General features: G+C 74.3%; 9 protein-coding genes and 1 riboswitch. All 9 genes read left to right on the top strand.

What is annotated here, in order from left to right:
• Window positions 1-38: 38 nt before the first annotated feature.
• The 9 genes from ACZ3ZD_RS26075 (at window position 39) to cobI (ending at window position 12,786) form a co-directional block, all read left to right on the top strand.
• Window positions 39-1,292: an inorganic phosphate transporter gene (locus ACZ3ZD_RS26075; RefSeq protein ID WP_467401852.1), complete on the top strand. Its 1,254-nt coding sequence runs from the start codon at window positions 39-41 to the stop codon at window positions 1,290-1,292.
• 33 nt (window positions 1,293-1,325) lie between these two features.
• Window positions 1,326-1,553 (top strand): hypothetical protein, encoded by a 228-nt coding sequence (locus ACZ3ZD_RS26070; protein WP_467401849.1) that lies wholly within the window; start codon window positions 1,326-1,328, stop codon window positions 1,551-1,553.
• Window positions 1,554-1,692: 139 nt separating this feature from the next.
• Window positions 1,693-1,855, top strand: a riboswitch (cobalamin riboswitch).
• A gap of 104 nt (window positions 1,856-1,959) precedes the next feature.
• The gene (locus ACZ3ZD_RS26065; protein WP_467401847.1) at window positions 1,960-2,904 is read left to right on the top strand and encodes a cobalamin biosynthesis protein; all 945 of its coding nucleotides are present in this window, start codon (window positions 1,960-1,962) and stop codon (window positions 2,902-2,904) included.
• Window positions 2,901-4,409, top strand: a complete 1,509-nt coding sequence (locus ACZ3ZD_RS26060) for a cobyric acid synthase (RefSeq protein WP_467401844.1) — start codon at window positions 2,901-2,903, stop codon at window positions 4,407-4,409. Before ACZ3ZD_RS26065 ends, ACZ3ZD_RS26060 begins: the two co-directional genes overlap by 4 nt.
• Complete coding sequence (cobN, locus tag ACZ3ZD_RS26055) at window positions 4,406-8,056, top strand: cobaltochelatase subunit CobN (protein WP_467401841.1); 3,651 nt, start codon at window positions 4,406-4,408, stop codon at window positions 8,054-8,056. The genes ACZ3ZD_RS26060 and cobN overlap by 4 nt, the downstream gene beginning before the upstream one ends.
• The gene (locus ACZ3ZD_RS26050; protein WP_467401838.1) at window positions 8,053-10,050 is read left to right on the top strand and encodes a putative cobaltochelatase; all 1,998 of its coding nucleotides are present in this window, start codon (window positions 8,053-8,055) and stop codon (window positions 10,048-10,050) included. Before cobN ends, ACZ3ZD_RS26050 begins: the two co-directional genes overlap by 4 nt.
• Window positions 10,050-10,649 carry a cob(I)yrinic acid a,c-diamide adenosyltransferase gene (gene cobO / locus ACZ3ZD_RS26045; protein WP_467401835.1) on the top strand — a complete coding sequence of 200 codons (600 nt, stop codon included), beginning with the start codon at window positions 10,050-10,052 and terminating at the stop codon, window positions 10,647-10,649. Before ACZ3ZD_RS26050 ends, cobO begins: the two co-directional genes overlap by 1 nt.
• Window positions 10,643-12,058, top strand: a complete 1,416-nt coding sequence (locus ACZ3ZD_RS26040) for a cobyrinate a,c-diamide synthase (protein ID WP_467401832.1) — start codon at window positions 10,643-10,645, stop codon at window positions 12,056-12,058. The genes cobO and ACZ3ZD_RS26040 overlap by 7 nt, the downstream gene beginning before the upstream one ends.
• Window positions 12,055-12,786, top strand: a complete 732-nt coding sequence (gene cobI / locus ACZ3ZD_RS26035; RefSeq protein ID WP_467401829.1) for a precorrin-2 C(20)-methyltransferase — start codon at window positions 12,055-12,057, stop codon at window positions 12,784-12,786. Before ACZ3ZD_RS26040 ends, cobI begins: the two co-directional genes overlap by 4 nt.

The following is a 12,786-nucleotide window of genomic DNA, read 5'->3' as shown; positions in this document are numbered from 1 at the left end:
TTCGACCCGCCAATGACCTCGAACGATTGCCTGGGTAAATGGAAAGCTTCTCGCTGATCCTCGCGATAGTGGTCGTCACCGCTCTCGCGTTCGATTTCACGAACGGTTTCCACGACACCGCGAACGCGATGGCCACCACCATCTCCACAGGCGCCCTGAAGCCGAAGATCGCGGTCACCATGTCGGCCGCCCTCAATCTGGTGGGCGCCTTCCTCTCCGTGGAGGTCGCGAACACGATCTCCAAGGGTCTCGTCGACGAGACCGGCATCCGTCCCGAGGTCATCTTCGCCGCCCTGGTCGGCGCGATCCTCTGGAACCTGCTGACCTGGCTGGTGGGCCTGCCCTCCAGCTCCTCGCACGCCCTGATGGGCGGCCTGGTCGGCGCCACCGTCGCCTCCGCCGGCTTCGGCGCCGTCCACGGTGACGTACTGGTCACCAAGGTGCTGCTGCCGGCCGTCGCCGCGCCGATCGTGGCGGGCCTGGCCTCGCTGCTGGCCACCCGGTTCTCCTACGGCATCGGCGGCACCGCGGACGGCGAGGCCACCCGCAAGGGCTACCGCGCCGGCCAGATCGCCTCCGCCGGCCTGGTCTCCCTGGCCCACGGCACCAACGACGCCCAGAAGACGATGGGCATCATCACCCTCGCCCTCGTGGCCGGCGGCTCGCTCGCCCCCGGCTCCAACCCTCCCACCTGGGTGATCCTCTCCGCCGGCCTGGCCATCGCGCTCGGCACCTACATCGGCGGCTGGCGCATCATCCGCACCATGGGCAAGGGCCTGACCGACCTGGAGCCGCGCCAGGGCTTCGCCGCGCAGACCAGCGCCGCGACCGCCATCCTGGCCTCCTCGCACCTCGGCTTCTCCCTCTCCACCACGCACGTCGTCTCCGGCTCGGTGATGGGCGCGGGTCTGGGCCGCAAGGGCGGTGTGGTCCGCTGGTCCACCGCGACGCGCATGTTCGTCGCCTGGGCGCTGACCCTGCCGGCCGCCGCGCTGGTCGGCGCCGGTGCCGAGTCCGTCACCGGCCTCGGTGACTGGGGCACCGCCGCCGTCGCCGTCTTCCTCGTCGCCGCGAGCGCCGCGATCTGGAAGATCTCCCGCCGCGAGGTCGTCGACCACACCAACGTGGTCGAGGAGCCCGACGAGCCGGCCGGTGTGGTCACCACCGCCATCGCCGCCGTGATCCCGCCGCCCACCGGCACGGTCGCCCCCGACCTGGGCCTCACGTTCCCGCAGCAGACCACCGCCCCCGCCGAACCGGCCCCGGCCGGCCCGCCGGCCGCCACGGTCTGACCCCGCGTCACGGTTACTGAAGGAAGCATCCCCATGAAGATCGACTGGGCGGCCCTCGGCTCCGTCTTCGGCGTCAGCCTCGCGTTCACCGTGGGCCTGGTGGCCCTGTTCACCCTCGGCATCAACGGCCTGGCCCGGCGCGAGAAGGCCGCGGCCCAGGGCGGCTCCGCCGGGCTGGCGGTGACCGGTGCGTACGTGTGCTTCGCGGCCTGCGCGGCGGCGGTGGCGTACGGCATCCACCTGATCGTCGCCAAGTCCTGACGGCCTCGTCCACCTCATCGCCGCCACACCCCGACGGTCCCGGACCGTCCCCCAGGCCCTGCCGGGCGCCCCCTCCAGCGGGGCCCGGCAGGGCCTGGGCGTGTCGGCGGTGTGGGCCTCAGCACAGTCCGGCGTCCCAGGTCAAAGGCAGGTTGACGGTCGTTTGGGGCGCGTGGTGGACTGCCTGGGCCAACTACGGCGGCAGGAGAGGAAGCCGGTGCGAATCCGGCGCGGTCCCGCCACTGTCACCGGGGAGACGAACCCCGGGAGCCAGGAACTCTCACCGTCGATTCACGTCGTATTACCAGGGCGCGGACACCCTGAGTGAGGACACATATCGCCATGCCCGGCTGCCGAACGACGACCCCTACCAGGCCCGTTCCCGTCCCCACGGCCGGCTGAACCGATGGGTGCCGATCGCACGTACGCGTACGGCGCCGCCGCCGGCGTCCTCGGGGACCTGCTTCTCGGCGATCCGCGCCGCGGGCATCCCGTCGCCGCGTTCGGCCGGGCGGCGGGCGCCGTGGAAGGCGCGTTGTGGCACGACCACCGTGGCTGGGGCGCCCTGCACACCGCCCTGTGCGCCGGCGGCTCCGTCGCACTCGGCGCGCTGGCCGCGCGTGCCGTACGCCCCTCCCCTGCCGCCTCCGTCGCGCTGACCGCCGCCGCCACCTGGGCCGTCGTGGGGGGCACCTCGCTGGTCCGGGAGGCCCGCGTGATCGGGCGTGCCCTGGAGTCCGGGGACGTCGAGGCGGCTCGGGCGCGGCTGCCCCATCTGTGCGGCCGGGACCCGCAGTCGCTGGACGCCGACGGGATCGCCCGGGCCGTGGTCGAGTCGGTCGCCGAGAACACCTCCGACGCGGTGGTGGGCGCCCTGGTGTGGGGCGCGGTGGCCGGGGTCCCGGGGCTGCTCGGCTTCCGCGCGGTCAACACCCTGGACGCGATGGTGGGGCACAGGTCGCCGCGTTTCCGGCGGTTCGGCTGGGCCTCCGCCCGCCTGGACGACGTGGCCGGCTGGCCGGGGGCCCGGCTGACCGCCGTACTCGCCGCCGCGTCCGGACCGGATCCGCGTGGCGCCCTGCGCGCCTGGCGGGCGGACGCGCGCCGGCACCCCAGTCCCAACGCCGGGCCCGTGGAGGCCTCCTTCGCGGGTGCCCTCGGCGTCCGCCTGGGCGGGACGCTCTCCTACGGCGGCCGGGTCGAGCACCGCCCGGTGCTCAACGGCGCCACCGGACGGCCGGTCCGGGTCACCGACATCGACCGGGCCGTACGGCTCTCCCGCCGGGTCGGCCTGCTCGCCCTCGGCAGCACGCTTCTCGCGCGCCGAATCCTGAAGGGACGCGGCAAGTGAACGGTGGTCTCCTCGTCGCCGGCACCACCTCCGACGCCGGCAAGAGCGTCGTGACGGCCGGCATCTGCCGCTGGCTGGTCCGCCAGGGCGTGAAGGTCGCGCCGTTCAAGGCGCAGAACATGTCCCTCAACTCGTTCGTGACGCGCGAGGGTGCCGAGATCGGCCGGGCGCAGGCGATGCAGGCCCAGGCCTGCCGGGTCGAGCCGACCGCGCTGATGAACCCGGTGCTGCTCAAGCCCGGCGGCGAACAGAGCAGCCAGGTGGTGCTGCTGGGCAGACCGGTGGGCGAGCTGAGCGCGCGCGGGTACCACGGCGGGCGCCAACAGCGGCTGCTGGGCACGGTGCTGGACTGCCTGGCCGAGTTGCGGGGCACGTATGACGCGGTGATCTGTGAGGGGGCGGGCAGCCCGGCCGAGATCAATCTGCGGCGGACCGACATCGTCAACATGGGGATCGCGCGGGGCGCGCGGCTGCCCGTGCTCGTCGTCGGCGACATCGACCGCGGGGGCGTCTTCGCCTCCTTCTTCGGCACGGTCGCCCTGCTCTCCCCCGAGGACCAGGAGCTGGTCGCCGGCTTCCTGGTGAACAAGTTCCGCGGCGATGTCGGCCTGCTGGAGCCCGGCCTGGACATGCTCCGGGACCTCACCGGGCGGCGGACGTACGGCGTGCTGCCGTTCCGGCACGGGCTCGGCATCGACGAGGAGGACGGGCTGCGGGTGTCCCTGCGGGGCACCGTACGGGAGTCCACGGTCACTCCCCCGGTCGGCGAGGACGTGCTGCGGGTCGCCGTGTGCGCGATCCCGCTGATGTCCAACTTCACCGACGTGGACGCGCTGGCGGCCGAACCGGGTGTCGTGGTGCGGTTCGTGGACCGGCCGGAGGAGCTGGCGGACGCCGACCTCGTGGTGGTCCCGGGCACGCGCGGGACCGTACGGGCGCTGGCGTGGCTGCGGGAGCGGGGGCTGGCCGACGCCCTGGTCCGGCGGGCCGCCGAAGGGCGCCCGGTCCTCGGCGTCTGCGGTGGCTTCCAGATCCTCGGCGAGCACATCGAGGACGACGTCGAGTCCCGCGCCGGGGCCGTCCCCGGCCTGGGCGTGCTGCCCGTCCGGGTGCGCTTCGCCCGCGAGAAGACCCTCACCCGGCCGAGCGGCGAGGCCCTCGGCGAGCGGGTCGACGGCTACGAGATCCACCACGGCGTGGCCACCGTCGAGGGCGGCGAACCCTTCCTGGACGGCTGCCGGGTCGGCCAGACCTGGGGCACCCACTGGCACGGCTCGCTGGAGTCGGACGGCTTCCGGCGGGCCTTCCTGCGCGAGGTGGCCGCCGCCGCGGGCCGCCGCTTCGTGCCCGCGCCCGGTACCTCCTTCGCCGCGCTGCGCGAGGAGCAGCTCGACCGGCTCGGCGACCTGATCGAACAGCACGCGGACACGGACGCGCTCTGGCGGCTCATCGAGTCGGGCGCGCCGCAAGGACTGCCTTTCATTCCACCGGGAGCGCCCGCATGAGCACAGTGTTGTTGTTGTCGACCGCCGACACGGACCTGCTGGCGGCCCGGGCCGCCGGCGCCGGTTACCGCATCGGCAACCCCACCCGGGTCGATGTCGCCGGGGAGCTGCCGGGCCTGATCGAGGGCGCGGACCTCGCCGTCGTACGGCTGCTGGGCGGCAAGCGGGCCTGGGAGGACGGGCTGGCCGCACTGAAGGCGGCCGGGATCCCGACCGTGCTGCTGGGCGGCGAGGCCGTGCCGGACGCCGAGTTGATGGCCGAGTCGTCGGTGCCGGCCGGTGTGGTCGCGGAGGCGCTGAAGTACCTGGTCGAGGGCGGCCCCGCGAACCTGCTGGAGCTGTCCCGGTTCCTGTCCGACACCGTGCTGCTGACCGGCGAGGGCTTCGAGGAGCCGCGCGGGATGCCGGAGTTCGGCGTGCACGGCTCGTACGAGGTCCGGGACGGCCGCCCGACCGTAAGCGTGCTGTTCTACCGGGCGCACGAACTGAGCGGGAACACCGCTTTCGTGGACACCCTGTGCGAGGCGATCGAGGCGCAGGGCGCCAACGCCCTCCCGGTGTACTGCGGTTCGCTGCGCGGCGCGGACCCCGCGCTGTACGAGCTGCTGGGCCGGGCCGACGCGCTGGTGGCCACCGTGCTCGCGGCCGGCGGCACGCACGCCTCCCAGGCCTCGGCGGGCGGTGACGAGGAGGCCTGGGACATCGGCGCGCTCGCCGACCTGGACGTCCCGGTGCTGCAGGGGCTGTGCCTCACCTCCTCGCGGGCCGCGTGGCAGGAGTCCGACGCGGCCCTGTCCCCCATGGACGCGGCGATGCAGGTCGCGATCCCGGAGTTCGACGGCCGGCTGGTCACCGTGCCGTTCTCCTTCAAGGAGCAGGGCCCCGACGAGGTCCCGGTGTACGTCGCCGACCCCGAGCGGGCCGCCCGGGTGGCCGGGATCGCCGTCCGGCACGCCCGGCTGAGGCACAAGCCGAACGCCGACAAACGGATCGCCCTGGTCTTCACGGCGTACCCGACCAAGCACTCCCGGGTCGGCAACGCGGTCGGCCTGGACACGCCCGCCTCGGCGGTACGGGTGCTGGACGCGCTGCGGGACGCCGGGTACGGCGTCAGCGGACACCCGTCCGAGGGCGACGAGTTGATCCACCGGCTGATCGAGGCCGGCGGCCACGACGTCGAGTGGCTGACCGAGGACCAGCTGGCCGCCGCGCCCGCCCGGGTGCCGCTGGCCGACTACCGGGCGTGGTTCGGGAAGCTGGACCCGGAGCTGCGGGACGCCATGACCGAGGCGTGGGGCGAGCCACCGGGCAGCCTCTACGTGGACGGTGACGACATCGTGCTGGCGTCCCTGCAGTTCGGGAACGTCGTCGTGATGATCCAGCCGCCGCGCGGCTTCGGGGAGAACCCGATCGCGATCTACCACGACCCGGACATGCCGCCGTCGCACCACTACATGGCCGCCTACCGGTGGCTGGAGAACACGTTCGGCGCGGACGCGGTCGTGCACATGGGCAAGCACGGCACGATGGAGTGGCTGCCCGGCAAGGGGCTGGGCCTCGGTGCGGGCTGCGCGCCCGACGCCGTCCTCGGCGATCTTCCGCTGATCTACCCGTTCATCGTGAACGATCCCGGCGAGGGCACCCAGGCCAAGCGGCGCGGGCACGCCACGGTGGTCGACCACCTGGTGCCGCCGATGGCCCGCGCGGACACCTACGGCGACCTGGCCAAGCTGGAGCAGCTGCTGGACGAGTACGCGCTCGTCTCCGACCTGGACCCGGTGAAGGCCCCCGCGGTCCGCGCCCAGATCTGGACCCTGGTCAAGGCGGCCGAACTCCACCACGACCTGCACGTGGACGAGCAGCCGGACGACGAGGCGTTCGACGAGTTCGTCATGCACATCGACGGCTATCTGTGCGAGATCAAGGACGTGCAGATCCGGGACGGCCTGCACATCCTGGGCGGCGGACCGGTCGGCGAGCCGCGGGTGAACCTCGTGCTGGCCGTGCTGCGCGCCTCGCAGGTGTGGGGCGGCAAGGCCGACGCGCTGCCGGGCCTCAGGGCCTGCCTCGCGGCCCACTTCGGGCTGGTGGAGAAGGAGTTGCTGGCCGAGCCGGGCGCGCCGGTGAAGGTGCCGGTGGAGCTGACCGACCTGGTCGAGGGTCCGGCCCGGTCCGCCGCCGACACGATCGACCTGCTGGAGCAGCTGTGCCGGCGGATCGCGGAGGGCATGGAGGCGCGGGCGTGGGACCGCGCGGTCGTCCCGGCGCTGCTGCGGGGCGTGCTCGGCACCGAACTCCCGGACGCGGTCGCGGTGCTGGAGTTCGCGTGCGACGAGGTCGTACCGCGGCTGGCGCGGACCACCGACGAGATCGGGCACATCCTGCGGGCCCTGGACGGCGGTTACGTCCCGGCCGGCCCGTCGGGCTCGCCGACCCGCGGTCTGGTGAACGTGCTGCCGACGGGCCGGAACTTCTACTCGGTCGACCCCAAGGCCATCCCGTCCCGGCTGAGCTGGGAGGTCGGCCAGTCGCTCGCGGACTCGCTGGTCGCCCGCTACCTCCAGGACACCGGCGCGTACCCGAAGTCGGTGGGCCTGACCGTGTGGGGTACGTCCGCGATGCGCACCCAGGGTGACGACATCGCCGAGATCCTGGCGCTGCTGGGCTGCCGCCCGGTGTGGGACGACGCCTCGCGCCGGGTGACCGGCTTCGAGGTGATCCCCCTGGCGGAGCTGGGGCGCCCCCGCATCGACGTCACCGTCCGGATCTCCGGGTTCTTCCGGGACGCGTTCCCGCACGTGGTCGGGCTGATCGACGACGCGGTGCGGGCGGTGGCCGAGCTGGACGAGCCGGCCGACCGGAACTTCGTCCGGGCGCACGTGGACGAGGACAGCGCCGGGCACGGCGACCGGCGCCGGGCCACGGCTCGTATCTTCGGCTCCAAGCCGGGCGCGTACGGCGCCGGTCTGCTGCCGCTGATCGACGCCCGCAACTGGCGCAGCGACGCCGACCTCGCCGAGGTGTACGCGGTGTGGGGCGGCTACGCGTACGGGCGGGGGCTCGACGGGCGGGCGGCGCGCGGCGACATGGAGACCGCGTTCAAGCGGATCGCCGTGGCGGCGAAGAACGTCGACACCCGCGAGCACGACCTGGTCGACGCCGACGACTACTTCCAGTACCACGGCGGCATGGTCGCCATGGTCCGGCACCTGACCGGCGCCAACCCCGAGGCGTACGTGGGCGATTCGGCCGTACCGGACCAGGTGAGGACGCGCACCCTCGGCGAGGAGACCCACCGTGTCTTCCGGGCGCGGGTGGTCAACCCGCGCTGGATGGCGGCCATGCGCCGGCACGGCTACAAGGGCGCCTTCGAGATGGCGGCGACCGTGGACTACCTGTTCGGCTACGACGCGACGGCGGGCGTGGTCGACGACTGGATGTACGAGAAGCTCAGCGCGGAGTACGTGTTCGACCCGGAGAACCGGGACTTCATGAAGAAGTCCAACCCGTGGGCGCTGCGCGGCATCACCGAGCGCCTGCTGGAGGCGGCGGACCGCGGCCTGTGGGCGGAGCCGGACCAGGAGACCCTGGAGCGGCTGCGCGCCACGTACCTGGAGCTCGAAGGCGACCTGGAGGGCGACCAGTGACCACCCCGTTCCCCTTCACGGCCGTCGTCGGCCAGGACGACCTGCGGCTCGCGCTGCTGCTGAACGCCGTCTCGCCGGCGGTCGGCGGTGTGCTGGTGCGCGGCGAGAAGGGCACCGCGAAGTCCACGGCGGTACGGGCGCTGTCGGCGCTGCTGCCGGCGGTGGCCGTGGTGCCCGGCTGCCGTTTCTCGTGTGATCCGGCCGCCCCGGACCCGGGGTGCCCGGACGGGCCGCACGAGACCGGCACCGGCACCGAGCGCCCCGCGCGGATGGTCGAGCTGCCCGTCGGCGCCTCCGAGGACCGGCTGGTCGGCGCGCTGGACATCGAGCGGGCGCTCGCGGAGGGCGTGAAGGCCTTCGAGCCGGGCCTGCTGGCCGACGCGCACCGCGGGATCCTCTACGTCGACGAGGTCAACCTGCTCCACGACCACCTGGTGGACCTGCTGCTGGACGCGGCGGCGATGGGCGCCTCGTACGTGGAGCGCGAGGGTGTGTCCGTACGGCATGCCGCGAAGTTCCTGCTCGTGGGCACCATGAACCCCGAAGAGGGCGAGCTGCGGCCGCAGTTGCTCGACCGGTTCGGGCTGACCGTGGAGGTCGCGGCCTCGCGGGAGCCCGACCAGCGGGTGGAGGTCGTCCGGCGCCGGCTGGCGTACGACGACGACCCGGCCGGCTTCGCCGCGCGGTGGGCGGCGGAGGAGGCCGCCGTACGGCAGCGGATCGTGGCGGCACGGGAGGTGCTGCCGCGGGTGCGGCTGGGCGACGGGGCGCTGCGGCAGATCGCGGCGACCTGCGCCGCCTTCGAGGTGGACGGCATGCGCGCCGACATCGTGATGGCACGGACCGCGACCGCGCTGGCCGCGTGGGCCGGGCGGACCGACGTACTCGCGGAGGACGTGCGGCAGGCGGCCCTGCTGGCGCTGCCGCACCGGCGCCGGCGCAACCCGTTCGACGCGCCGGGCCTGGACGAGGACAAGCTGGACGAGACGCTGGAGCAGTCCTCCGGGGAGTCCCCCGACGACGACCCGGACCCCGACGGCCCCGGCGGGGGCGGCGGCCGGCCGGCGCCCGACAGCGGTCCTCAGAGCGACGGCGACGGCGCCGGCGACGCCCGGCCCGAGACCGGCGAGGGCGGGCAGCCGGGACCCTCCGGCGGGCAGGAGCAGTCGGCCGTACGGGCCGCCGAGCCGTTCCGGACGAGGATGCTGAGCGTGCCCGGGATCGGTGAGGGCGCCGCCGGACGGCGCTCGCGGGCCCGGACGGAGCACGGGCGGACCACCGGGGCCCGGCGGCCCGAGGGGACGCTGACCAAGCTGCACCTGGCCGCGACCGTGCAGGCCGCCGCGCCGCATCAGCGGGCGCGGGGCCGGTCCGGGCCGGGGCTGGTGGTCCGCCGGGACGATCTGCGGCAGGCGACCCGGGAGGGGCGCGAGGGCAACCTCGTGCTGTTCGTGGTGGACGCCTCCGGGTCCATGGCCGCGCGGCAGCGGATGAGCGCCGTGAAGGGCGCCGTGCTGTCGCTGCTGCTCGACGCCTACCAGCGCCGGGACAAGGTGGGTCTGGTGACCTTCCGGGGCTCGGCGGCCGAGGTCGCGCTGCCGCCGACGTCCTCCGTCGACGCGGCCGCCGCGCGGCTGGAGTCGCTGCCGACCGGGGGGCGTACCCCGCTGGCGGCCGGGCTGCTCAGGGCGCACGAGGTGCTGCGCGTGGAGCGGCTGCGGGATCCGGCGCGACGGGCGCTGGTGGTCGTGGTGACGGACGGCCGGGCCACCGGCGGCCCGGAGCCGGTCGCCCTCGCGGGGCGCGCGGCACGGCTGTTCGCAGCCGCGCAGGTCGCCTCGGTGGTCGTGGACTGCGAGTCGGGGCCGGTGCGGCTCGGGCTCGCCGGGCAGCTGGCCGGGGAGCTGGGCGGTACGGCGGTGACGCTGGACGAGCTGCGGGCGGACTCGATCGCCGGGCTGGTAAAGGGAATGCAGAGCGGGAGGGCCGCGTAATGCCGCAGGGACAGCCGAGTGTCGTACCGGACGACGGACTGACGACCCGCCAGCGCCGCAACCGGCCGCTGGTCGTCGTGCACACGGGCGTCGGCAAGGGCAAGTCCACCGCCGCGTTCGGGCTCGCGCTGCGCGCCTGGAACCAGGGCTGGCCCATCGGGGTGTTCCAGTTCGTCAAGTCGGCGAAGTGGAAGGTCGGCGAGGAGAACGCGCTGCGCGTGCTCGGCGCCTCCGGCGAGGGCGGCACCGTCGCCTGGCACAAGATGGGCGAGGGCTGGTCCTGGGTCCAGCGGGACGCGCAGATGGACAACGAGGAGAAGGCCCGGGAGGGCTGGGAGCAGGTCAAGCGGGACCTGGCCGCCGAGACGTACCGGCTGTACGTGCTGGACGAGTTCGCGTACCCGATGCACTGGGGCTGGGTCGACACCGACGAGGTCGTGGAGGTGCTGCGCAACCGTCCCGGCACCCAGCACGTGGTGATCACCGGGCGGAACGCGCCGCGGCAGCTGGTGGACCACGCCGACCTCGTCACCGACATGTCCAAGGTCAAGCACCCCATGGACGCGGGCCAGAAGGGCCAGAAGGGCATCGAGTGGTGAGTGCCGTTCCCCGGCTGGTCGTCGCCGCGCCCTCCTCGGGCAGCGGCAAGACCACCGTCGCCACGGGGCTGATGGCCGCGTTCGCCGCGCGGGGGCTCGCCGTGTCCCCGCACAAGGTCGGGCCGGACTACATCGACCCCGGGTACCACGCCCTGGCCACCGGGCGGGTGGGGCGCAACCTGGACGCGTACCTGTGCGGGCCGGAGCTGGTCGCTCCGCTGTTCCTGCACGGGGCGCGCGGGTGCGACCTGGCCGTCATCGAGGGTGTGATGGGGCTGTACGACGGTGCCGCCGGCGAGGGCGAGCTGGCGTCCACCGCGCAGGTCGCCAAGCTGCTGCGGGCGCCGGTGGTGCTCGTCGTGGACGCGTCGTCGCAGTCGCGGTCGGTGGCGGCGCTGGTGCACGGGTTCGCGTCCTGGGACCCCGGGGTGCGGATCGGGGGCGTGATCCTCAACAAGGTGGGGTCCGACCGGCACGAGGCGTTGCTGCGGGAGGCGCTGGACTCCTCGGGCGTGCCGGTGCTGGGCGCCCTGCGGCGGGCCGAGCGGGTCGACGTGCCCTCACGGCATCTGGGTCTGGTGCCGGTCGCGGAGCGGCAGTCCGCCGCGGTGGAGGCCGTCGCGGCGATGGCGGCGGCGGTGTCCGAGGGATGTGATCTGGCCGCCCTCGAAGCGCTGGCCCGTTCCGCGGCCGACCTGCCGGGGGGCTCCGCTCCCTGGACCCCCGCCCCGCCCGGCCGGCTCCCGGCCCGGTCGGCCGAGAAGGGGGAGCCGAAGGAGCCGTCGGCCCGGTCGGGCGGCGAGCGGCCGCCCGTTGTCGCCGTTGCCGGGGGGCCCGCGTTCACCTTCTCCTACGCCGAGCACGGCGAGCTGCTCGCCGCCGCCGGCGCCGAGGTCGTCACCTTCGATCCGCTGCGGGACGAGGAACTGCCCGACGGGACCGCCGCCTTGGTGATCGGCGGCGGCTTCCCGGAGGTCTACGCGGCCGAGCTGTCCGCCAACGAGCCGTTGCGGGCGGCCGTCGCGGACCTCGCGCTCTCCGGCGCGCCCGTGGCCGCCGAGTGCGCCGGACTGCTCTACCTGTGCCGCGAGCTGGACGGGCGGCCCATGTGCGGGGTGCTCGACGCCACCGCGCGGATGACCGGACGGCTGACGCTCGGCTACCGGGACGCCGTGGCCGTCGGTGACAGCGCGCTGGCGGTGGCCGGGACGCGGATGCGGGGGCACGAGTTCCACCGCACGGTCGTCGAGCCCTGCGCCGGTGCGGCTCCCGCCTGGGGGGTGCGCGCCCCGGTGCGGCGCGTGGAGGGTTTCGTACAGCAGGGCGTGCACGCGAGTTATCTGCACACGCACTGGGCGTCCGAGCCCGGTGTCGCCCGTCGGTTCGTCGAGAGGTGCCGGACGTCATGAGCAGCAGGCTGGTCGGGGTCGGGGTCGGTCCCGGTGATCCGGAGCTGGTGACCGTCAAGGGGGTCAACGCGCTGCGGGCCGCCGATGTCGTCGTCGTACCGGTGATGGACACCGGGGAGCGGGGGCGGGCCGAGGCGACGGTGCTGCACTACGTGCCCGTGGAGAAGGTCGTCCGGGTGGTGTTCGCACTGAACGAGCGGACCGACCGGGCGCGCCGGGAGGCGGCCTGGGACGCGGCCGGTGCCCGGGTCGCCGAGCTGCTGGCCCGGCACGGGTCCGTCGCGTTCGCCACCATCGGGGACCCGAACGTGTACTCGACGTTCACCTATCTGGCGCAGACCATCGGGGAGCTGGTGCCGGGTGTCGTCGTGGAGACCGTGCCCGGGATCACCGCCATGCAGGACCTCGCGGCGCGGTCGGGTGCCGTGCTGACCGAGGGCACCGAGCCGCTCACCCTCGTACCGGTGACGGCCGGGTCGGCCGTGCTGAAGGAGGCGCTGGCCGGGCCGGGGACCGTGGTGGCGTACAAGTTCGGGCGGCAGGCCGCCGAGGTGGCCGAGGCGCTGGCGCAGACCGGGCGGCTCGGGAACGCGGTGTGGGGGTCGGCGCTGGGGCTGCCGGAGGAGTCGGTGCGGCCGGCCGCCGAGCTGGACGGGACGCCGCTGCCGTATCTGTCGACGCTGATCGCGCCCCCGCGGCGGGACGGCGGGCGGGGCGGGAAGCTGTGA

The organism is Streptomyces sp. NPDC023481 (genome assembly GCF_055560195.1).
Note: the sequence above shows the minus strand (reverse complement) of the source record. Positions and strands in the feature narration are given on the sequence as shown.

What these genes read in the sequence shown, in the direction of transcription:
- ACZ3ZD_RS26070 (WP_467401849.1), top strand. Translation starts at nt 1,326, where the DNA reads ATGAAGATCGACTGGGCGGCCCTCGGCTCCGTCTTCGGCGTCAGCCTC.
- cobN (WP_467401841.1), top strand. Translation starts at nt 4,406, where the DNA reads ATGAGCACAGTGTTGTTGTTGTCGACCGCCGACACGGACCTGCTGGCG.
- cobI (WP_467401829.1), top strand. Translation starts at nt 12,055, where the DNA reads ATGAGCAGCAGGCTGGTCGGGGTCGGGGTCGGTCCCGGTGATCCGGAG.
- ACZ3ZD_RS26075 (WP_467401852.1), top strand. Translation starts at nt 39, where the DNA reads ATGGAAAGCTTCTCGCTGATCCTCGCGATAGTGGTCGTCACCGCTCTC.
- cobO (WP_467401835.1), top strand. Translation starts at nt 10,050, where the DNA reads ATGCCGCAGGGACAGCCGAGTGTCGTACCGGACGACGGACTGACGACC.
- ACZ3ZD_RS26065 (WP_467401847.1), top strand. Translation starts at nt 1,960, where the DNA reads ATGGGTGCCGATCGCACGTACGCGTACGGCGCCGCCGCCGGCGTCCTC.